Annotated in this window: 16 protein-coding genes and 1 other RNA gene; 8 read left to right on the forward strand and 9 right to left on the reverse strand. The window is 60.0% G+C overall.

From position 1 onward, the window contains the following. The first annotated feature begins 84 nt into the window (after positions 1-84). The 8 genes from EYC95_RS13545 to EYC95_RS13580 all read left to right on the forward strand — a co-directional run bounded on the left by EYC95_RS13545 (position 85) and on the right by EYC95_RS13580 (position 7,900). Positions 85-909 carry a (Fe-S)-binding protein gene (locus EYC95_RS13545; protein WP_131060800.1) on the forward strand — a complete coding sequence of 275 codons (825 nt, stop codon included), beginning with the start codon at positions 85-87 and terminating at the stop codon, positions 907-909. Continuing rightward, positions 906-2,360 carry a LutB/LldF family L-lactate oxidation iron-sulfur protein gene (locus EYC95_RS13550; RefSeq protein ID WP_131060801.1) on the forward strand — a complete coding sequence of 485 codons (1,455 nt, stop codon included), beginning with the start codon at positions 906-908 and terminating at the stop codon, positions 2,358-2,360. Before EYC95_RS13545 ends, EYC95_RS13550 begins: the two co-directional genes overlap by 4 nt. Next, entirely contained in the window at positions 2,360-3,031 is a 672-nt protein-coding gene (locus tag EYC95_RS13555; RefSeq protein ID WP_131060802.1) for an LUD domain-containing protein, read from the forward strand. Before EYC95_RS13550 ends, EYC95_RS13555 begins: the two co-directional genes overlap by 1 nt. Then, entirely contained in the window at positions 3,028-5,838 is a 2,811-nt protein-coding gene (locus tag EYC95_RS13560) for an FAD-binding and (Fe-S)-binding domain-containing protein (RefSeq protein ID WP_131060803.1), read from the forward strand. Before EYC95_RS13555 ends, EYC95_RS13560 begins: the two co-directional genes overlap by 4 nt. 212 nt (positions 5,839-6,050) lie before the next feature. After that, complete coding sequence (locus tag EYC95_RS13565; RefSeq protein ID WP_131060804.1) at positions 6,051-6,326, forward strand: hypothetical protein; 276 nt, start codon at positions 6,051-6,053, stop codon at positions 6,324-6,326. 95 nt (positions 6,327-6,421) lie between these two features. After that, positions 6,422-6,819, forward strand: a transfer-messenger RNA (tmRNA) gene (gene ssrA, locus EYC95_RS13570). 115 nt (positions 6,820-6,934) lie between these two features. After that, positions 6,935-7,138: a hypothetical protein gene (locus tag EYC95_RS13575; protein WP_131060805.1), complete on the forward strand. Its 204-nt coding sequence runs from the start codon at positions 6,935-6,937 to the stop codon at positions 7,136-7,138. 384 nt (positions 7,139-7,522) lie between these two features. Next, on the forward strand, positions 7,523-7,900 hold the full coding sequence (locus EYC95_RS13580; protein ID WP_131060806.1) for a DUF6124 family protein: 378 nt from the start codon (positions 7,523-7,525) through the stop codon (positions 7,898-7,900). Between the two features lie 266 nt (positions 7,901-8,166). On the opposite strand, the gene EYC95_RS13585 is transcribed toward EYC95_RS13580, so the two are convergent. From EYC95_RS13585 to EYC95_RS13625, 9 genes are all read right to left on the reverse strand, one after another. Continuing rightward, complete coding sequence (locus EYC95_RS13585; protein WP_131060807.1) at positions 8,167-8,589, reverse strand: organic hydroperoxide resistance protein; 423 nt, start codon at positions 8,587-8,589, stop codon at positions 8,167-8,169. Positions 8,590-8,738: 149 nt separating this feature from the next. Further along, positions 8,739-10,109: an exopolysaccharide Pel transporter PelG gene (gene pelG, locus EYC95_RS13590; protein WP_131060808.1), complete on the reverse strand. Its 1,371-nt coding sequence runs from the start codon at positions 10,107-10,109 to the stop codon at positions 8,739-8,741. Beyond that, positions 10,110-11,624 carry a GT4 family glycosyltransferase PelF gene (gene pelF, locus EYC95_RS13595; RefSeq protein WP_131060809.1) on the reverse strand — a complete coding sequence of 505 codons (1,515 nt, stop codon included), beginning with the start codon at positions 11,622-11,624 and terminating at the stop codon, positions 10,110-10,112. Then, positions 11,621-12,610, reverse strand: coding sequence for a HEAT repeat domain-containing protein (locus EYC95_RS13600; protein WP_131060810.1), 990 nt, complete (start codon positions 12,608-12,610; stop codon positions 11,621-11,623). Before EYC95_RS13600 ends, pelF begins: the two co-directional genes overlap by 4 nt. Next, positions 12,588-13,955, reverse strand: coding sequence for a PelD GGDEF domain-containing protein (locus EYC95_RS13605; RefSeq protein WP_131060811.1), 1,368 nt, complete (start codon positions 13,953-13,955; stop codon positions 12,588-12,590). The genes EYC95_RS13600 and EYC95_RS13605 overlap by 23 nt, the downstream gene beginning before the upstream one ends. A gap of 5 nt (positions 13,956-13,960) precedes the next feature. Further along, complete coding sequence (locus EYC95_RS13610; RefSeq protein ID WP_131060812.1) at positions 13,961-14,479, reverse strand: penicillin-binding protein activator LpoB; 519 nt, start codon at positions 14,477-14,479, stop codon at positions 13,961-13,963. A gap of 28 nt (positions 14,480-14,507) precedes the next feature. Beyond that, the gene (locus EYC95_RS13615; protein ID WP_131060813.1) at positions 14,508-18,098 is read right to left on the reverse strand and encodes a tetratricopeptide repeat protein; all 3,591 of its coding nucleotides are present in this window, start codon (positions 18,096-18,098) and stop codon (positions 14,508-14,510) included. Then, a complete protein-coding gene (locus tag EYC95_RS13620; RefSeq protein WP_131060814.1) occupies positions 18,076-20,889 on the reverse strand; it encodes a bifunctional glycoside hydrolase 114/ polysaccharide deacetylase family protein in 2,814 nt (937 codons plus the stop codon). The genes EYC95_RS13615 and EYC95_RS13620 overlap by 23 nt, the downstream gene beginning before the upstream one ends. 62 nt (positions 20,890-20,951) lie before the next feature. Further along, entirely contained in the window at positions 20,952-21,884 is a 933-nt protein-coding gene (locus EYC95_RS13625; RefSeq protein ID WP_131060815.1) for an NAD-dependent epimerase/dehydratase family protein, read from the reverse strand. Between the last annotated feature and the right edge of the window lie 49 nt (positions 21,885-21,933).

Consider the following 21,933-nt stretch of genomic DNA (forward strand, 5'->3'; position numbering starts at 1 on the left):
ACCCGGTCTGTAAGGCTGCTGAAAGCTTGCCTCTCTATATTCAGCAGCCTCAGCGGACGGATAACCGGCCGAGAGACACGCCTGATGAGCGAGCTTTTTTACAACGCCGTGCCGAACGCGACCCGTGTCGCCCCGCCACTGCCCGAGCCTCGGCAATACCCCAGCGAGAAACCGTCACGGGTCTACCTGTTCGGGACCTGCGTGGTGGATTTGTTCTACCCGGAAGCCGGGATGGATGCGATTCATCTGCTGGAGCGCGAAGGCATTCGTGTCGAGTACCCGCAAGGGCAAAGCTGCTGCGGGCAACCGGCCTACACCTCGGGTTACACCGAGCAGGCCCGGACCGTGGCGCGCTCGCAGTTGGCGCTGTTCGCCGGGGACTATCCGGTAGTGGTGCCGTCGGGATCGTGTGCCGGGATGTTGCGTGAACACTACGCCGACTTGTTCAAGGACGAGCCGCACACGCTGAAACAGGTTCAGGCGCTGGCCGCCCGGACTTATGAATTGGCCGAATTCCTGTTGTTTGTCTGCAAGGTGCAGCTCAAGGACAGCGGCGAGCCAGTGAAAGTGGCGCTTCACACCTCGTGCTCGGCACGCCGTGAAATGAATACCCACCTGCACGGTCGCGAGCTGTTGTCGCAACTGAGCAACGTGGAGCGAGTCGACCACAGCCACGAAAGTGAATGCTGTGGCTTCGGTGGGACTTTCAGCGTCCGTATGCCAGACATTTCCGGCGCGATGGTGGCGGACAAGACCCGATCGTTGAAGGAATCCGGCGCGCACAAGGTACTGAGTGCCGACTGCGGTTGCCTGATGAACATCAACGGCTCGCTGGAGAAACAGAGGGAAGCGTTGCGCGGCCAACACCTGGCCAGTTTCCTTTGGCAGCGAACCGGAGGTGTTCTATGAACGCTTCCGCGATTATTCCTACGGTTGCCGTGGAAGAAGATTTTCGCACCCGGGCTCATAAGGCGTTGGGTGACAAGCAACTGCGAAATAACTTTCGCACTGCGATGGATTCACTGATGACAAAACGGGCAGCGTCCTTCAGCGATGCCCACGAAAGAGAACATTTGCGAGCGCTGGGCAACGCTGTCCGCGCCCGTGCGTTATCCAAGTTGCCCGATCTGCTCGAGCAGCTTGAACAGAACCTGACCCGCAACGGTGTGACAGTGCACTGGGCGGAAACGGTGGACGAGGCCAATGGCATCGTCCTCTCGATCATCCGCGCTCACGAGGGGCGGCAAGTGATCAAGGGCAAATCGATGGTCAGCGAAGAGATGGAGATGAATCACTTCCTCGCTGAACAGGGCATTGAATGCCTGGAATCGGACATGGGCGAGTACATCGTCCAGCTCGACCACGAGAAGCCTTCACACATTATTATGCCGGCGATCCACAAGAATGCCGGTCAGGTCGCGTCCTTGTTCCACGACAAACTTGGCGTGGAGTACACCAAGGACGTTGACCAACTCATTCAGATCGGTCGCAAAGTCTTGCGACAGAAATTCTTCGAAGCGGACATCGGCGTCTCCGGCGTCAACTTCGCCGTGGCCGAAACCGGCACCCTGCTGCTGGTGGAAAACGAAGGCAACGGGCGCATGACCACCACGGTGCCGCCAGTGCACATCGCAGTCACCGGCATCGAAAAAGTCGTGGAAAACCTGCGCGACGTGGTGCCTCTGTTGTCACTGCTGACTCGCTCGGCCCTCGGCCAGCCGATCACCACCTACGTCAACATGATCTCCGGCCCGCGCAAGGAACATGAACTCGACGGCCCCCAGGAAGTGCATCTGGTCCTGCTCGATAACGGTCGTAGCCAGGCCTTCGCCGACAGCGAATTGCGCCAGACCCTGAACTGCATTCGCTGCGGGGCTTGTATGAATCATTGCCCGGTCTACACCAGAATCGGCGGCCACGCCTATGGGGAGGTTTACCCCGGGCCTATCGGAAAAATCATCACCCCGCACATGGTCAGCCTGGCGAACGTCCCGGACCATCCGAGCGCGTCGTCGCTGTGTGGCGCTTGCGGTGAAGTCTGCCCGGTAAAAATTCCTATCCCCGCACTGCTGCGTCGCCTACGGGAAGAAAACGTCAAAGCGCCGGACAGCCCGCATCAAGTCATGCGCGGCCAGGGCAGCAAATACTCGCGCAAAGAACGTTTTATCTGGAACGCCTGGGCTAGGCTCAACAGTTCGCCGACGTTGTATCGACTGTTCGGCTTTTTCGCCACACGGCTGCGCGCCCTGGCACCAAATAATGTTGGCCCCTGGTCGCAAAACCACAGCGCACCGAAACCCGCTGCCCGCTCACTGCACGACATGGCCCGCGAGCATCTGGCCAAACAGGGAGATCGTTGATGAGCGCCAAGCAAAACATCCTCGCCAAGTTACGGAAAAGTCTGACCGGCACCACACCGGTGCCTGACGAGTTCAACGTCGAACTGGTGACGGCGCCTTACACCTACACCGCCGATCAACGCATCCCGCAACTGCGAAAGCTGATGGAAGCGGTGCACACCGAAATCCATCTGACGTCCGGCGAATGTTGGCCGGCGCTGCTCGCGCAATTACTGCTGGATCGTCAATTGCCGAGCCTGTTGATCGCGCCGACTACACCTCACGGTCAACGAATCACTCAGCACTGGGCGAAAAATCCTGGTCTGCCAACACTCAAATCCTACGACCGCCCGGTTGAAGAATGGAAAGCCGAGCTGTTCAACGACACCCCGGCCAGCCTGACCACTACCCTCGGGGCAATCGCTGCCACGGGGAGCCTGATTCTCTGGCCGACGCGGGAAGAGCCGCGCCTGATGAGCCTGGTACCGCCGGTGCATTTCGCCCTGCTCAAGGCCAGTGAAATCCGCGACAACTTCTATCAGGTGCAGCAGGAATTCGAGTGGGCCCAAGGCCTGCCGACCAACGCCTTGCTGGTGTCCGGCCCGTCGAAAACCGCTGACATCGAGCAAGTCCTGGCTTACGGCGCGCACGGTCCGAAAGACCTGGTGGTTTTGATCCTGGAGGACCAATGAGTCTACCGGCGGCTTTCCTGCGAGATGCGCAGCAACTGATTCCCCAAGAGCGACGTTTCGACGACCCGCTGTCGACTTTGGCCTTCGGCACCGACGCCAGTTTCTATCGGCTGATTCCGAAACTGGTGATCCGTGTCGAGTCCGAAGATGAAGTGGTCGCGCTGCTCAAACTGGCGCAACGGGATCAAGTCCCGGTGACCTTCCGCGCTGCCGGCACCAGCCTGTCTGGCCAGGCCATCAGTGATTCGGTGTTGATCGTGCTTGGGGATAACTGGAACGGTCGCGAGATCCGCGGCCAAGGCACGCAAATCCGCCTGCAACCGGGCGTGATCGGCGCGCAGGCCAACACCTGGCTGGCGCCGTTCGGGCGCAAGATCGGCCCTGACCCGGCCTCGATCAACGCCTGCAAAATCGGCGGCATCGTCGCCAACAACGCCAGCGGCATGTGCTGCGGCACGGCGCAGAACACCTACCACACGCTGGCCGGCATTCGTCTGGTGCTGGCCGACGGTAGCCGTCTCGATACCGAAGATGCGGCGAGTATTGCCGCGTTTCGTGAGAGCCACGCTTCGCTGCTCGAACGTCTGGCGAGCCTGGGCCGTGAGACCCGCGCCAATGCCGACCTGGCAGCAAAAATTCGCCACAAATACCGCCTGAAAAACACCACCGGACTGTCACTCAACGCCTTGGTGGATTTCGACGAGCCTGTGGATATCTTGAGCCACTTGCTGGTGGGCTCCGAAGGCACCCTCGGGTTCATCAGCGCGGTGACTTACGACACGGTGATCGATCACCCTAACAAGGCCTCGGCGCTGATCGTGTTCCCGGATGTGGAAACCTGCTGCAACGCGGTCACCGTGCTCAAAAGCCAACCGGTGTCGGCCGTGGAACTGCTGGACCGTCGCAGCCTGCGTTCGGTGCAGGACAAACCCGGCATGCCGGCTTTCGTACAACAGCTGTCGAACAATGCCTGCGCGCTTCTCATTGAATCCCGCGCTGCATCGACCACTTTGCTACAAGAACAGCTTGCGCAGATCATGACGTCGTTGACCTCGTTTCCGGTGGAGAAACAAGTCGACTTCACCGAAGACCCGCTAGAAAACGCCCGGCTCTGGGCGATCCGCAAGGACACCTTCCCCGCCGTCGGCGCGGTGCGCAAAACCGGCACCACGGTGATTATCGAAGACGTGACCTTCCCGGTGGAACAACTGGCCATCGGTGTGAACCGTCTGATCGAGCTGTTCGACAAACATCACTACGACGAAGCGATCCTTTTCGGACACGCGCTGGAGGGCAATCTGCACTTCGTCTTCACCCAAGGCTTCAACAACCCGGAAGAAGTCGCACGCTACCAAGCATTCATGGACGACGTGGCGCAGTTGGTGGCCGTGGAGTTCGGCGGTTCACTGAAGGCCGAACACGGCACCGGCCGCAACATGGCGCCCTTCGTCGAGCTGGAATGGGGCAGCGATGCCTATCAGCTGATGTGGCAGCTCAAACGCCTGCTCGATCCCAACGGCATTCTCAACCCGGACGTGGTACTCAGCGAGGATCCGCAGATCCACCTCAAGCACCTGAAACCGCTGCCAGCCGCCGACGAGATTGTGGATAAGTGCATCGAGTGCGGTTTCTGCGAACCGGTGTGCCCGTCGAAAGGCCTGACCCTGAGCCCGCGCCAGCGCATCGTGATCTGGCGGGATATCCAGGCGAAGAAACGCGCAGGTGTCGACACCTCCGAACTTGAAGCCGCCTACGAATACCAGGGCATCGACACCTGCGCCGCTACAGGGTTGTGTGCGCAACGTTGCCCTGTAGGCATCAATACCGGCGAGCTGGTGAAAAAGCTTCGCGGGCGCAAAGCGACGCATACGAAAACCGCCAATTGGCTGGAAGGAAATTTCGCCACCGCGCTGCAAGGTGCGCGCTTCACCCTGCATGTGGCCAACGGCGCGCGGATGCTGCTGGGCGCGCCGCGTCTGGCAAAGCTGTCGGCGACGTTGACAAAGTTGTCCAAAGGTCAGGTCCCGCAATGGACCAATGCCATGCCGCAGCCGGAAAAAGCCATTCGCTTCAGCCCGGTCGTATCGGATGAGCGCCCTCGGGTGGTCTATCTCGCGGCGTGCGTTTCACGGGTCATGGGCCCGGCGGCAGGTGATAAAGAGCAGATGTCGCTGTACGACAAAACCCGTGGGCTGCTGGAAAAGGCCGGTTACCAGGTAGTCTTTCCGGACAACCAGGACAGCCTCTGCTGTGGTCAACCGTTTGCCTCCAAGGGTTATGCCGAGCAAGCCGAACACAAGCGCCAGGAACTGATTGGCGCGCTGTTGCACGCCAGTCGCGGCGGGCTCGATCCGATCTATTGCGACACCAGTCCATGCACGCTGCGGCTGGTTCAGGATCTGGGCGAAGTTCGACTGGACCTGTACGACCCGGTGCGATTCATCCGTACGCATTTGATGGATCGCCTCGATTTCACACCGCAGGAAGCGCCGATCGCGGTGCATGTCACCTGCAGCACTCAACACCTTGGCGAGAGCCAGGCGCTGATCGATCTGGCGCGCAAATGCAGCAACAACGTGGTCATTCCCGAGGGCATTCACTGCTGCGGATTTGCCGGGGACAAGGGCTTCACCTCGCCGGAGCTGAACGCTCATTCTTTAAGGACGTTGAAGGATGCGGTGCAGCAGTGCAGCGAGGGGATTTCCACCAGCCGCACGTGTGAGATCGGTCTGACGCAACACGGTGGAATTGACTACCACGGGCTGGTCTATCTGGTGGATAGGGTCACTCAAGCCAGAGCGGACTAATACATTTTCACCAGCAAAAAGGGGCAATAACGCCCCTTTTTAGTGCATTTCTTACCCTTCGAGAAATTTTTCATAGCCCGTTAAGAAAAAACCGAATTCCTGAACGACGCCGTAGTCATTAATTTAGGCCTCAACGAACGTGGCTTAATAAGACTCGGCCGAGCCGCCAGCTGATACGGCAACACCGAGACCATCAGTTCAAGGAGATACCCATGAAACGTACCGCTCTTGCTGGTTTGTTTATTTCTGTTGCAATGCTGGCCTCTCCCGTTTTCGCTGCCACTGACCTGTGCACAGTGAAGCTTCAGGAGCTGAAAAACAAAGTCACTACGATCCCGGCCACGTCCGAAAACGCCACGATGGATATCAAGCGCATGCAGGCGGATGCCGAAGCAGCGCAAAAGGCCGGTGATGACGACAAATGCGTCACTTCAGCCACTCAAGCGTTGTCCCGCGTGGACAAACTGGCCAGCGAGCCAGCCAAGTAAACCGGGAAGGCCAACCTTCGGGTTGGCCTTCCGTGACCGTTTGGCGTACACTGCGCAGGCTTGTTGCTCACTTTGACTCACCGAACAACAGGCACGGGGCCGTTTAGGATTCGACGCCGGTCGCGAAACTTTAGGTGCATGCCGAGTTGGTAACAGAACTCGTAAATCCACTGTTGCAACTACTTATAGTTGCCAATGACGAAACCTACGGCCAGGAATTCTCTCTCGCTGCGTAAGCAGCTTTAGATCCTGAGCTTCTGGTACCTTCGGGTCCAGCAATCACCAGGGGATGTCTGTAAACCCAAAGTGATTGTCATATAGAACAGAATCGCCGTGCAGTACGTTGTGGACGAAGCGGCTAAAACTTACACAACTCGCCCAAAGCACCCTGCCCTTCGGGTCGCTGAGGGTTAACTTAATAGAAACGGCTACGCATGTAGTACCGACAGCGGAGTACTGGCGGACGGGGGTTCAAATCCCCCCGGCTCCACCAAATACGAAGCAAGACAAAACCCGCCAAGTGCGGGTTTTGTTGCATCTGGGGGTTGGTGATTTGTGGTTAAACACAACCAGACCTATGCTGGCGATCTCCCCGCAAGGAAGCAGCCATGAAATTCAAAGTACTGATTGCCGCGCTAACCCTTTCCCTGACGTCCGGTTGTGCACACTACAACGACCGCACCACCGACACCAATAAAACCGGGCGGATTGCCTGTGATGCCGAGCCCAAGAATCAGGCTGGCTGCTATACGAAGCAGTCGAAGGACTGGAATTGGGGTGGGTTGAAGTTTGGGGTTGGGGCTTCGAACTAGGTTCGGAACTCGCAGAAACCGCTGATTTTGGAAGCCTCTTTTAAACAGAAATCTCGTTCTGATCCTACAGACGCCGTGATTCTTCGGGATGTTTCCGACAGGTTCCGGCGGTTGTCAGGTAGGAAGGCGAGTGGATAGGCTTTGTCGGTCGCTGCACATCAGCGACCGGGCCTGGAAACCCGAGGGAATAGAGCTAATCAGTAGTCCACATGACATACTGCGGCGTTTTTTTCAGCCTGCAGTTCAATGTTATGGCGGCTGTGTGCGGGAGACCTTCGGGTCTGCCAAGGGTTAGCTCCTACCTCGGTTTCCAGCCCTCGCACAGCTGCCACCCACTCGCCTGGAAATGAAAGTGGCAGCTCCAATTATTTAGGAGCTTTTACCATGATCAAAGAAACCCCAAACCCGCCTGCCGCGGACGACGTTTCCCCCTATGAATCCATCGATTCAAAAAAACTCCACGACGCCGCTGACCGCGCGCTCGATCACTACCTCAACCCCTCCGCCCTCAAATCACCCGTTGCCCGCAAACCAAGCACGATGTTTCTCGTTGCGCCGGATTTAAAGGACGAAGACCTGCTCGCCCACACCTGTGAATCGTTGGCCCAGGCCAGTGTAATGGCGAGTGATTTTGCCGGGTATCTGGAAGGCCCACATCGACATAGAGCGATGGCGATTCAGCAGGTGGTGATGCTGGCGGAACTGGCGGTGAATCGGATGCTGGATAATGTTGATGTGCCGAAATCTGCGCCACGCAGTTGATCCCCTGTGGGAGCGAGCTTGCTCGTGATTGCGGTGTGTCAGTCGACACCAATGTTGAATGAACAATCGCTATCGCGAGCAGGCTCACTCCCACACTGGATTTTTGTCGCACACAGATTTTGTGTTCGCTGGAGATCACCTGTGGGAGTGGGCTTGCTCACGAAGGCGGCGGATCAGTCGACATCAATGTTGAATGACAAACCGTATTCGCGAGCAAGCCCGCTCCCACATTGGTTAGGGGTATGGCAGGGATTTTCTCAGTGCACTCAAAGCACTTTCAAATCCACCGACACATGCCCGCGTGTCATCCGAGAATACGGGCAGATCTGGTGCGCAGCCTCAGCCAGTTCCCGTTTCACCCCCTCCTCCAGCCCGGGAATGTTGACGTTCAACCTGACCGCCAACTGGAAGTCCCCGCTACCGACCTTGCCCAAGTCCACCTCGGCATCGACCGACGTGTCTTCCGGCAGTTTGATTTTCATCTTGCCCGCCACCACCTGTATCGCGCCGATGAAGCAGGCCGAATACCCGAGTGCAAACAGTTGCTCCGGATTGGTGCCCGGCTTGCCCGATCCCGGCGAGCTGAATTTGACATCAAGCTCCCCATCGCTGGATTTGCCAGTGCCTGTGCGGCCGCCGACGGTGTGGGTTTTTGCGGTGTATAGAACGGTTTCCAGTGCAGTGCTCATGATCGTGACTCCTGATGGGAAGCAACAGATGATGGGGCCGGGAGTTCAAGCCTAGCAGCGCAATCAAGACTGACAAGTGACGTCAGTCGGACGAAAAAAAGGCACTGAGCGAAAACCGCCAGTGCCTTTTTTCACGCCTGAAAAAACGATCAGCGCGACAACATAAACGTGTCGTACTCCAAATCCTCCAGCGCCGTTGTAAGCCTGTGTAAACCCAGCAATACACAAATCAGCAACGACAGCGTAAACCCATACCCGAAGAAGCTTGGCCCCAGGTACATGCTGAACAGCGTCAACATCGCGTTCAACACTGCAAATAGCACGCACAGTTCCAGCACCACCGTGCGCTTGTCGAGGTAGAAGAACACGTTGAGCAACGCCATAAACACCACTTGAATGCTCACACCGATCAGGTCGATGTAGAACAGCGGCAGGTAATAACTGGAGATGCCCAGCCAGTCCAGCAGGCGCGGTGCGAACAGGAACAACAGCACCGCCGTCAGCCCCTGCACCTTGCAGATTTCCAGCAGACCCTGGCGGATCGACAAGGTCATTTCAGTTTTCAGCTGGCCGATGTGTTGCAGGGTTTCGCCTTCGCGGATCGCCCGGAACAGGCGGTCGTACCACTCGGCAAAGTCGGTCTCGATGCGCACCAGAAACACCGCCATGCCGGGGATGATCGCCAGGTACGCGAGGAAGATCGGCAGGTCGTAAAGGATCGAGGCGCGCAGCGGGCCGACGATTTCGTTGGAGGTGCCGGGGTTGAACCAGAACAGGAATTTGTCGATCCAGATGCCCATGTTGTAGAAGAAACCGGTGGCCAGCAGGCTGAGGAAAACGTTGCGCCGGTCGAGGAAGTCGAAGGCGATCAGTTTCTCGGCGCGGTACTCGCGCAGGATGTCGTAGAGGAACAGAAACAACAGCGTGCTGTGCCCGATCAACAGCGCCAGCAGCAAGCCCGGCATCTGCAAAAAGCTCAGCACGTAGGCACTCGCGACCATCAGCGTATAACCCACCAGCATCACCAGCAGAATGCGGTTATAGGCCTTCATCCCCGAGAGGAAGATGATCACCAGCCACAAGTTGCACAGCACCACGAAGTTCGCCAGTACCAGCACGCGGTAAATCAACGGCTCATCGAACAACAAGCCCAGCACGACGATTCCCAACAACCCGGCACCGAGCGTGACCAGCAACAACACGCCCAACAGGTTGGGCAGGATCTGATCGTACTTGTGCTCGAACAAGCGGTCGGACACAAAGCGCGTGAAAAACAACTGCAAGCCGCCGGTCAGGACCAACGAGGTGGCCATCAGGTACGTCACGGTCACGAGGAACTGCCCCACCAGCATGTTCGGCAGCAGCAGGCCGATGCTGATGATGCCCACCAGCATCACGCTGATGATTGACAACACCCACGGGCCGGAGCTGATCAGTCCCGCGTAGACGTAGGCGTGCAAGGTCGCGGTGTAGGAATCGCGCGAAAGGATTTTTCGCAGTTCAAAGCCAATACCGGCCATTTAGCTGTTCTCCATGGCGGCTTGATACAGGTCGCGGTAACGCTGCAGCATCAAGGCTTCGGTGTAATAACGAGTGACCCGCAACAAACCGCTGGCCTGGGCGGCCTGCCAGCGTCGCGGGCTGCGCAACAGTTCAAGGATCGCGGCGCTCGTGGCTTGTGGATCGGCAATCGCCACCACTTTGCCGGCGTGCCCCAGGTCTCGGTCTTCGGCGCTACCACCTTCGATCAATTCGCGGCATGAACCCACGTCGCTGCTGACCACCGGCGTACCGGCGGCCCAGGCTTCGAGGATCACCAACGGCTGCGCTTCACTGATCGAGGTCAGCACCATCAGGCCGAGTTTCGGCAAGATGTCCTGAATGCGCTGGAAGCCGAGGAAATGCACCTTGCCTTCCAGGCCCAGGCTGGCCATCAGGCTGCGGCATTCGCTGACGTATTCCGGGTCTTCCTCTTCGGGGCCGACGATCCAGCCTTCGGCTTGCGGCATGGCGCTGATCACGCCGCGCATCGCCCGCAGAAAGGTTTTCACGTCCTTGATCGGCACCACACGCCCGATCAAGCCGACCACGGGCGCAATGCCGTGAGCACGGGATTCCAGCGCCGCGGTCCACACCGGCAGGTCGATGCCGTTGGGAATGACTTGGGTGCGGGCCGCGAGGGCGCCGTCCTTGATCTGCCGCTGACGGTTGCCGTCGTAGAGCGCGATGATGTTGTCGGCACTGTTGTACGTCAGCTGGCCGATGCGCTCAAAGAAACGCACCCACAACGTGCGGATATAACCCGAGCCGGCATCAAGGCTGCGGTTCAGCGCCTGACCGGAACTCTCGGCGATCCAGCTGGCCTGGGCCAGGTCAATCTTGCGTTCCTTGGTGTAGATCCCGTGTTCGCTGAGCAGATAGGTGCAGTTCCAGCGCTGCTTGAGGATGCAGCCGAGGAAGCCCGCATACCCGGTGGAAATCGAATGCAGCACCCGCGCTTTCGGCATCCGTTGCGCGGCTTCGGCGAGCATCAGCAACGGCGACTGCATCGCGCGCAGGGTCCAGAAATAATTGACGAAAGACGGGTCGGCGCAATGCTGACGATAGCCTTCGCTCAACGACTCCCAACTGGCGCGGCTGCGCAGCACATCGTCGAGGGTCATGCGGCCCTGGGCGATGCAGTCGAGCAAGCGTTCGCCCAGTGCAGGGTCCGGCGCATCCGGGTGATGCAGGAAGCGATACAAGTCCTGCAACTGCTGTTCGTCGGCCTCGCGGGGCACCACCAACCTGTCGGTCGGATGGGTTGCATCTTCGAGGAACACTTCTTCGATGTGCAGCACGTTCGCCGGCACTTCGTAGCGCCGGGCCGGATAGGCCTGACGCTGGCCGCCGATGAACATCACCGAAAAGGTCAGTTCCGGCAGGCCGAGGATCATCTGGTGAATCCAGCTGGAAACGCCGCCACGCACGTAAGGCCAGGTGCCTTCGAGCAGCAGACAGATGTCGGCAACCGGTGCCTGTTCCTTTTGACTCATGTCCAGCTCCTGACCAATGCGGCGAACGGCGGCCGCTGACGGGTTTCCTCGGGAAGGCGTGCGAGCAATGCGGGGATTTCGTGGTAACGGCCGGCCTCGAACGCCAACTCGGCGCGAAACGGCAGCACTTGTGCCGCGCCCATGCCGTTTTCCTGAGCCTGACTCAGCAGCACCTCGGCACGCTCGACGTCACCTCGCTCCAGCGCGATGCGCCCGGCCAGCAGCACCAGCTCACCGCCCTCACCCGCGGCCAGGCCAAGCTCGGCATGTTCGCTGGCTTGATTGAGCACGTGGTCGAGCACGCTGCCTTGGGCCAGGCCCAGATACGCCAGCTCCCAATACCAACGCGCCAGCCTGCCGTGCAGCGCACCCGCCGCTTTGGCATTGGCGTCGACCAGTTCGCCGAGCGCGATCTGGATGTGCAGGTTGATGTCGCTTTCCTGCTTGTCGAGCATCGAATACGCCAGCAGCCGCACGTCGTCACTCGGGTCACCGAGGGCCAGTTTGAGGATCGGCACCGCTTCTTTGCCGGGCATGCGCCGAGTGGCCAACAGGGCTGCCAGACGCTGATCCGGATCCGGCGCGTGACGCAACACGTCCTGCAAACCGCCATCGGCATAGATCGGCGAGTGCAGTTGCACCTGCGCCCGAAACGGCAGTTTCGGGATGCCCACCGCTTGCCACGCTTGCTTGTCGCGTTTGCGCGGCAGGTACAGCGCCGGGAAGATCGCCGCCACCACGCCGACCGCGCCGAGCACCGGCACGAAGAACGCCAGGCTGAAGATAAACAGCGGGCTCCACGGCAGCGGCGAACGGTAGCGCGCCGGCAGCAACAGCCACACGGCCGCGCACAACATCACGCACGCCAGGCCATGGCTGAGGGTGAACACCAGCAATTGTTGTAACTCGGGCGCCGCGAGCCACAAACTGGCCCAACTGCCCGCCTCTAACAACAAGGCTCCGCTAAACAGCCACTTGCTGATCATTCAGGCCACACTCGTTGAACAGGAAATTACGCAGCCCGTTGCGTTCACAGCCAGGCTCCAGGTTGAACGGCAACACGCGCACGCCGAGGCTGTCGAGGCTGCTTTCAATGCCAAAGTGTTCGTGCAGCATCAGGTTCATCCGCGCCAGATAACCTTCGGTGCCTTGCGGACTGGTCAACGGCAACAGCACCAACAACAGCTGATGATCGCGGTTGTTACGCAGCGGCAACTGCAGATCGAGGCCACGCTGGCTGCGTTCGAACAGACGCGACAGCTCATCGTTGGGACGGGTGATTTCAAAGGCGAAAAGACCGGCCGCCAGTTTGTGCTGCTCGACGTCCACCAGCGAACGCTTGAGTTGCAGCGTGAACTGCTGCGCATCGGCGTCGGCCAATTGCAGCACTTGCGGGTCGCGGCGCAGCAGGTCGGCGATGTGCCCGGCGAGCAACGACAACAGGCTCAGCGTGCGATCCTGGAAAGCGAAGAACGGCATCTGCCGCACCGCCAGAATCGCCAGCAAACGCCCCTCGGCATCAATCAACGGAATGCAGGCCTGCAACGACGAGAACTGCGCCGAGCTGCCGGCATCAATCAGTTCCTGACGCACGCTGACCAGTTCGCCACGCTCCAGGCACAACTTGACCAGACCGTCTTCGGTGCCCAAAGGCCCCATGACACCGATGGTCGCCAAGGCTTCGGGCAACACGTTCTCTTCACGCTCATCGACGCGGTACAACCCGGCCACGCGCAACGTGCCGTACTGTCCCAACATGGTCACGATCGGATCGGCCAGCGCGGCCAATGCATCGCCTTCGTCCGGCATCACTCGCAGTTTTTCGCGCAAGCCCAGCAACGAACTGCGCAGACTCTGATCGCTGCCCGCCACGCGCTGTTCCAGCAGGTCGTGGGAGACCCGCAGGATCTGGTGCGCGCGAGTGAATTCGTCGAGTCGATACTGGCGGTAATCGTTGGCCATCTGCAGACGCTGCAAGCGCCGCTCCCAAAGATCGCGAACCTCGCCCACCAGCATGCCGCTGACCAGCACACCGACAATGAAGGACGGATCGAGCTGGGTGTAGGCTTCATGCCCGCTATAGCGCAGTACAAACAGTGCCGCCACCAAGAGGCTGGCGCTGAGCAGGCCACGCACAAAACCATAACGCACACCCAGCAGCAGCGGTGCCAGCACCGGCCAGGGAAAACCGGCGTGCATTTGCAACGGGTCTTGCGGGGTCAGCCACAAGCCCAGGCCGATGGCCGCGCCGGTGACCAACAGCGTTTCCAGCCAAGACACCGGACCGCTGGCACGCGGCGCGAGGCTGTAATCCATGTGAGGAGAGTTCATTGCATTCACTCGAACCGAAGGGCGCCAACAAGTGTGTCGAGCACCGTTTGCGCAGTGCCGGCGAGGCTTTCACGGGACCAGCCCGCACGCGCGCCGCTTTTGCTCCAGAGCACACGACCGCTGCTGGCTTCGAGCACGCGCAGGCTGATGCCCACCGCCGGCTCGCCGTCCAGACCGTTCTTGTACTGCCACTCTTCAACGCTGCCGGCGACCACGTAATCGAGCTTCTGATCCCGTGCCCAGTCGAGGGCGCCGGCCAGGCGTTCGTTGTCATCCATCAGTGCTTGCTCGCCCTGAGTGCTGACCGGGTAAACCCGTGGTTGCAGGCCATGGCTGCTGAGCACGCTGAGCAGGATCTGCTCGGCGCGTTCACCGGCCTGCGGGGTTTGCGAATAGTTGATCATCGGCACGGTGCCCCACTTCGCAGTACGCGGAAGATTCGGGCTGGTGTCGCCAGTGAAACTGGTGCAACCGGCGACAAACAGGACTGCCAGAGCCAGGCTCAGATTACGAATTGCTTGCATCAGTTTTTCTCCTGTAAACATTTCATGATCAGCGTCCGAATCGCACGCCGTAGCTCACACCCAGTGTTCCGCCCGCCTGACCGTCCCCGCCTTGTGGCGCGGATTGGTAGCCGACGGTAAGGGCCAATTCGTCACCGCCCAGCACTTCGACGCCAATCCCGGTGTTGATGCCGTAGTTGAAGGTTTGATCCAGCCATTGCCAGCCCGCCGTCACGTCCACCAGCCAGGTGTATTGCGGGCGAGTGCGCACCAGGGCGCCCGGCAAACCGCGACGCCATGAGCTGCCGACATACAGTTGGCCATAACGACTTTGCAGCAGATCGTTGGCCGTCACGATCGCGGGATCGTCCGAGTCATCAACGCTTTTCACCGGGCCGTCGTTGGCGCTGGACAGGTAGTCCAGCGTGCGGTCCTTGACGTTGTTGTGCTGATAATCGACGCCGCTGCGCACGGTCCAGTTAGGCCCCGCAAATTCCAGCGTGTGGTTGTATTCCATCTTCAGCGCCTGGCCGTTGCCCAGGGCATCGCCCGCACGGGTGGAGAACGATTTCTGTGCGACTTCCCAGCTGATCTGATCCCGCGCCGAGAGCCCGTGACGACCGCCGACCCACACACTGTCGTGCTGGCCGAAAGCGCGCATCAGGCCGCTGTCTTCGCTTTTGCGATGCCAGTCCAGGCCGGTCTCGATCTGGTCACTGGCGCTCAACTGCCAGGTCCGGGACAGGCCCAGGCCGGTGCGGTCATCGTCATCGCGCTGACTGGTGTCGGCGAACAGTTTGTAGCCACCGTCCTCCACCGAACGTTGCAGGGTCAGCGCGGCGTTGCGCTCATCGCCCATGCGCGATTCGATCAGTTGATCGCTGTTGTAAGTGCCGTTCTCCAGCTCAAGGTTGGCGTACCACTGACTGCCGAGGTTGTGCGCGATTTGCAGGCGCGGTCCGTTGAATTCCAGACCGCCGAAATCCTGCTGATGCCAGGACAGCTGCGCACCTTGTGGCGTCAGTTCCTGTAGCTCAACAGCCTGGCGACGCAGTTGCTCGCGCACGGCAGCGGGTTGATCGTCACCCAGCGCGGACTCGCTTAGTTCGAGGGCTTCGTCGAATCGGCCCAGACGGCTGAGCGCCTGAGCACGTTGCGCCGGGTTCAGATCGCTACTGGCCAATAGCGTTTCGACTTGCGCCTTGTTACGGCTGCGCAAGGCTTGCTGAATTTCTTCGTAACGCTGGACCTTCAAGCCTTGGCTGCGCGCCCAATCAAGCCATTGGTCTTTCTGCGATTCCTGGTTGGTCGCGTCGAGACGTGCCAGCAAGCGTTCAAACCACAATTGCAGCATTGCTGGCGAGCCGTCCTTCCACTTCGCCACTTCCTGCTGCGCCTTGGCCGGCGAATAACTGCTGGCCATCAGGCGCAACCAGATCGCGTAACGCTGGGACGGTGGCTGAGTGTTTTCGCCTTCGGGGCTGCGCAACAGCTTCAAGCGCAACCGTTGGGCCGCATCCTGATAACCGGCGCTTTCGAGGGCATCGGCATACGCCGCGCGCACCAGCCAATCCTGCGGACTGGTCTTGAGGTACAGGCGATACCAGGCCAACGCTTCGGCATCGCGACCGAGCATCTGACTGGCACTGGCGAACGGCAGCCACAGGATTCGATCCTGACGCGCCTGGGGTTTCCATTCCGTCAGCAACGGCTTGAGCGCGGCGGTGTTGCCTTGATCGACGTACAGCCACATCAGGCGCTCGCGGAACAGGTTGTCATCCGGGAAACGCGACAAACCCAAGAGGTACAAGCGCTGCGCTTCGTCGATATTGCCCTGCTGCACCGCCAAGGCACCGCGTATCGCCAGCACTTGTGCTTGCTCGTTGGCGTCCGGGTATTGCTCGGCGTCTTTGAGCAGCGCGACCACTTGCGGCCAGTCCTGCAACTCCTGGGCTTGCTGCAAGGATTCAACCAAACGCTGCGGATCACGGGTGCGCTTCCAGCTGCCGACCATCATGGTCAGGGCGCGCTTCGGATCGCTGCTGCGATACATCGTGATCAGCTGACTTTCGTCGCCACTGTTGAGCGAACCCTTGAGCGCGAGGAGTCTTTCCAGGGAAATCTGCAGCTCGTTGTCGAGCTCCAGATCCCACGCCAAAGCAGCCCGCAATCGCCAGTAACCCTCGTCGGTGATCTTGCGGTTATCGACGTGCAACACGTCCCACGCCGCCTGATTATCAAACAGCTTCAGGTTGGTACTGGCCCAGTCGATGCGCTCGGTCGTGGTCAGTGCGAAGCGTTTCGAGTAGCGCTTGTAGACCTCGGTTTTCTGCGGGAATTGCCCGGTGTTTTCGAGGTTTTGCAGCAGGCGTGTCCAGGCCAGACGATGCGCTGGGTACTTGCGCAAATAGGCGTGCAACCAGCCTTCGGCTTGCGTCGGTGTGCCGCGGGATTCGTGACCGTAGATCAGCGCATCGAGTTCGACATCAGTCAGCGCACGCTGCTCCATGATCTCGGCGAGCAGGGGAATCGAACGGTCAAAATCGTACTGCTGACTTGCCAGACGCCAGGCGTGTTCACGGGTTTTCGGGTCTTCGTGCAGTTCCAGTAGACGAATCCAGTAGCCCAAGGCGGCCTGACTGTCGCCACGCCACTCGCCCAGATGCCCCATTTGCTCGAGCAACACCAAGTCATCCGGGTGTTCAGCCACGAGCTGCTGACCACTGTCCCACGCACCGGACAGGTCACCGAGGGCCAGGCGCATGCTGAATTCTTTGCGGAGGATTTGCGGGTTGTCCGGCTGCAACACTCGCCATTGATCCAGAAAACGCTGGGCCAGATCGAAGCGTTTGCTGCCGACGGCGACGTCGACGCCTTGCTCCAGCCACGGCGAATCGGTTTGCGGATCCTTGAGCTGATCCAGTTCATCGGCCAGTACGCGTGCGGCCTGATCACCACGGCCGGCGGCCAACAGACTGTTGAACGCCAGTTGCGCGTATTCACGACGCCCGGACGCTTGTTGGCTGTCCTGTTTGAGCAGCAGATAGATGTCGGCGGCGCGGCCAGGTTGTTCACCGGCCAAGTACCACTGCGCGGCGGACTTGAGCGAAGCAATGCGCTGAGCCGGATCGCGATCGGCGATTTCTTCGTAAACGCTGGCAGCGAACGCCGGCGCCTGTAACGTCAATGCCAACTTGGCCAGGCTCTGCAGTTGCGGCAGCGGCAGCATGCGGTGATCGAAGCTTTTCAGGCGCTCGATCAAGGCTTTCTGCGCGACCGGATCATCGGCCTTCGCTTCCAGCGCATCCAGTTCCAAGCGGTAATAGGCCTGCAACTCGCGTTCCGGTTTCGGCCAGCTCTCAAGGTACTGGCGCGCCTTCGGGTAGTCGCCAAGACGGATCAACAGATCGACCAGCTGCAAGCGCAGGTGATCGTCATCCGGGTGCGCCGCCAACAGCAATTCGGCGTAATTGGCCGACACCGCATCTGGCTCGCGGCCATCGGGCTGGAACACTTCTTCGCGCTGGAACGTCACCCACAGCAGGCCACCCACGGCCACCGCCACCACCGCCAATGCCCAGGGATTGAGGAGGCGGCTGTTTTTAGTTGCTGATGAGTTAGATGCAGTAGAGCTGACCATGACTCACCTGCTTCATTGGTATTTGAAAAGTCCACAGGCCGGCGGATGCCTTGCCTGCAAAATGTTGCCCGTCCACTTCAACCCGGCAGCTGCTCGCCGAACGCACGGAGAAGGTCAGGTCGACCTGCCCGGCAAACGAAAAGCTCACGTGTTTTTCATCCACATACTTCCAGTCCAGCAACGGCAGATTGGCCTCCTCCAGCGCCGGCCGTTGATCCCGGTCGGGGCGCAACACCAGCAACGCCTGGTCACTGCTCAACGCCACATAGCGGCCTTGCGGCAGGTCGCGAACACCGGCGACGCCTTGCGAGCGCAGCAGGTCCGGCCAGCCCATTTGCGGGTCGAGTCGAAGGGTGCGCAGCGCGTCCATCCCGCGAACCTGCCAGTCACCCTCGGCGGTGCGCGCCAGACTGGCCTGATACAAACCGTGCACACGATCGAGGTAGTCGCTCATCCACAGCGACATCGGTTGCTGGTCCTTCATGTAGCCGTAGATCTCGTTCATCGCCTTGATCGAGGCCTGCTTGGTGCTCGAATAGAAGTGGTAATACAGGTGCAGACCGCGCAAACGCCGTGGGCTGTCGGTGAGATCGAAGGTGTCGATCACATCGCGAAAGCCGTAATACGGCCCCTTCCACAGGTTGGTGTAGAGGTTTTCGTTGATGATCGGCGCGTAGTACTGCAAGCCGCCTTCGGTGGGGCGCAGTAATGGATTGAGGCCGGTCAGCGACGGATTGGCCTTGGTCAGCATGGTCTCGGCGCCGTTGACGTTTTTCAGACCCGCGTCGTAAGCCAGCTTCAGCGTGGCTGCCGAGGGCAAGGCATCGCCCGGCCAGAAGATCAGCTTCACCGGTTTTTCCGGGGTGGTGAGCTGCTGGTTGATGTAGTCGCGCGAGCCAAAAATCTCACGGCGGAAGTCGATTTTGTCGTAGCCCGGAATGGCCATTTTCAAGCCGTATTCCGGTTTGAAATTTTCACGCTTCTGCGCCACTTCCGGCTGCATGAAAAACGGATGGCTGAAGGTGTGGCTGGCGACTTCGACTTTCGGGTTGGCGAACAACTCACGGGCAATCGGCTCCAGTTCGCGCGCCAGGAACGGGAACATGCCGCGCGGTGAAATCTCGCCTTCGACGATCGACACCGAGGTCAGAAACGGGTTGGGCCGAATGAAATCATCGAGCACCTGCTTGCCGGCATATGGCGTGCCGCGCACTTCCGCACGCGACGGAAAACCATCGCCATCGATGTGCACGGTGGCGATGCGGCGGCCGTTTTCGGTAGTGGTGTCCGGGCGCGGCTGAACCGGCAGGCGCAGGCTGGCCTGGAGGAAGGCGAACGGATCGAGAATCCAGCGGCTGCGTTCGTTATTCGTTTCGAGAACGTACGGCGCGAGGGCTACACCGCCCCAATCGGCCGTCGCCACCGGAGCGAATGTCTGGCCGTCGGCAGCCGTCAGCAGCAAAGCGGCTTTCGGACCGTTGGGCAGCAAGGAAATCGCGGTCAGGTCACGGGATCGGGGCTGCACCGGGGCTTCGAAGGCGCCGATCAGCGCCTTGTCCTGATAGCTGATGGTCAGCGCTTGAGTGCCGATCGGCGCCGAACGATTCAGGCCCAGGCGCTTTAGCAGCAGCGGGTCTTGAATCGGCAGACCGGAAAAGAACACCACCGGAACCTGTTCGTCCAGACGCTTGCCGATCCAGCTATTGAACGCCGCTGCGTCCTGCGGCGGGCCGCTGGTCATCCAGGTAATGATCCCGGCGTACAAGCCGCTGAAACGGTGCTCCGGTAAGGAGGCGTCGGCGGGCAGGTAATCCACGCGGTAGCCGAGGTATTCGAGCAAACCACCGAGCGATGTGTGCCCGGCGTTGCGCACCAGGTCGCCTTCGCGCGGATCGTAAAGCAGCGCGACTCGGCGCGGCTGAACTTCAATGCTGCTGATGCCCATCGAGTCCAGCTCGGGCGTGCCGATGTAAGGAATGAAGCCCTCATCGCGCAGACGCTTGGCCAGTTTGCGCGCTTCTTCGCGGCGTTCTGGCGGCAAGTAGTCGATGGCTACCAGCGGGATGCCTTTGGCGCGCAACGGTTGGATCTGGGTTTCCAGCCATTCGCGGTCGGCTTCAGGCACCGGGCGATAGCGCTTGGCGGAAGCGTCCCAGCCGGCGTGAATGGATTCGATCGCCACCGCGGCCGCTACGCCATCGAGCTCGGGCAACACTTCAAATCCACGGTTGAAAAACAGCTTCAGGTTCGGCTGACGCTGGTGCAATTCCCGCAGGAAACCGGCGAGTGCCAGACGCTGTGTTTCTCGCGCCGACTCCGGCAACAACTGGAAGCTGTCGAGGGTGTCGAGAAACAACCCGGCGTAGCCTTCTGTCTGCAACGCCTTGGCTCGGCCGAACAGGTGTTCACGCCAGGCAGGCGCCGCGAGGTCCATGACCTGACTGTCCCACGCGCCATTACGCACCGGGCTGACCGCCCCCGTGAGGGATGCCTTGTCGAGTTCGGCCTTGCCACCATGGAACTCGCCCACCGACAGATAGGCGAACGGCTGGCTGCCCAATTTGCGCAGGGTTTTAACATCGCCCGCTGTCAAATGTCCTGGTTCGACCACCGACCAGTCGAACTGAGCCAGTTCGGAAATGGGCGGTTGATCGGCGTACCAAAAAACCACGCTGGCGGGTTGCGGCAATGCTGCGGCCTGGACGGCAGGCCCGCTCACGAACAACGCTAAAGCGGCGAGCAGCCGTTTAGCGGCCGCGCGGACACGCGTCCTGCGAAAAACGATTTCCATAACTCACTCTTGAATTGACTGAACCGATACTGCTTGGACGTCGGACAGTAGAACCGGCCGGGTTAGAGGCTGCGGATAAGCTGCGCCAGGCCTTTGCCGATGGCGGTCGGTTCCGGGAGCGTGAAACGCTCGAGCAGGCGGCTGTTATTGGCGCGCGAATGGCGAATGTCGCCTTGACGTGGCGCGTGATGAATCACCTTCAGCGGGCTGCCGGTGACGGCGCACAATTCAGTGATCAGGTCGTTGAGGCTGGTGGAACGACTCAGGCCAACATTCACCGCGCCGGGGCTCGGTTCGCTGACTTCCAGGGACTGAACGAGGATGCTAACCAGGTCCTGGACATAGACGAAGTCGCGGGTCTGCGCACCGTCACCGAAAATCGCCACCGACTGCTCGGCCATGGCCAGCTTGGTAAAGATGCTGATCACGCCGGAGTACGGCGATGAAGGATCCTGGCGTGGGCCGAAGATGTTGAAGAACCGAAAGATCATCGGTTCCAGACCATGTTCGCGGCGATAGAAATCCAGGTATTGCTCACTCGCCAGTTTGTCACTGGCATACGGCGTGAGCGGGGATTTTGGCGTGTCTTCGTGAATCGCCGTGCCTTCGCCATTGTTGCCGTAGATGGCCGCGCTGGAAGCGAATACCACGCGCTTGATCCCGGCCTTCACCATGCTTTCGCACACGTTGAGGGTGCCGACGAAGTTGCTTTGGTGGGTACTGACCGGATCATCCACCGACGCTTGCACCGAGGCCACCGCCGCCAGGTGAACGACAGCACCGCAATCGCGCATGGCCTGTGCTACCACGGCGCCGTCGGCGACATCACCGATGACCAGGCTCAGATTGGCATTATCCATCGGCAGATTGCTGACCTTGCCGGTCGACAAATTATCCAGCACGCGGACTTTGTAGCCTTTACCCAGCAACGCTTCCACGAGGTGCGACCCAATGAACCCTGCACCGCCAGTCACCAGTATTCGCTCAACAAACATGAAATCTCTCCCTGAACAGTAGAGCGGATACGAGTGGTTAAAGTCCGCC

Origin of the sequence: Pseudomonas sp. BGI-2 (assembly GCF_004310295.1) — a bacterium.
GTDB lineage: Bacteria > Pseudomonadota > Gammaproteobacteria > Pseudomonadales > Pseudomonadaceae > Aquipseudomonas.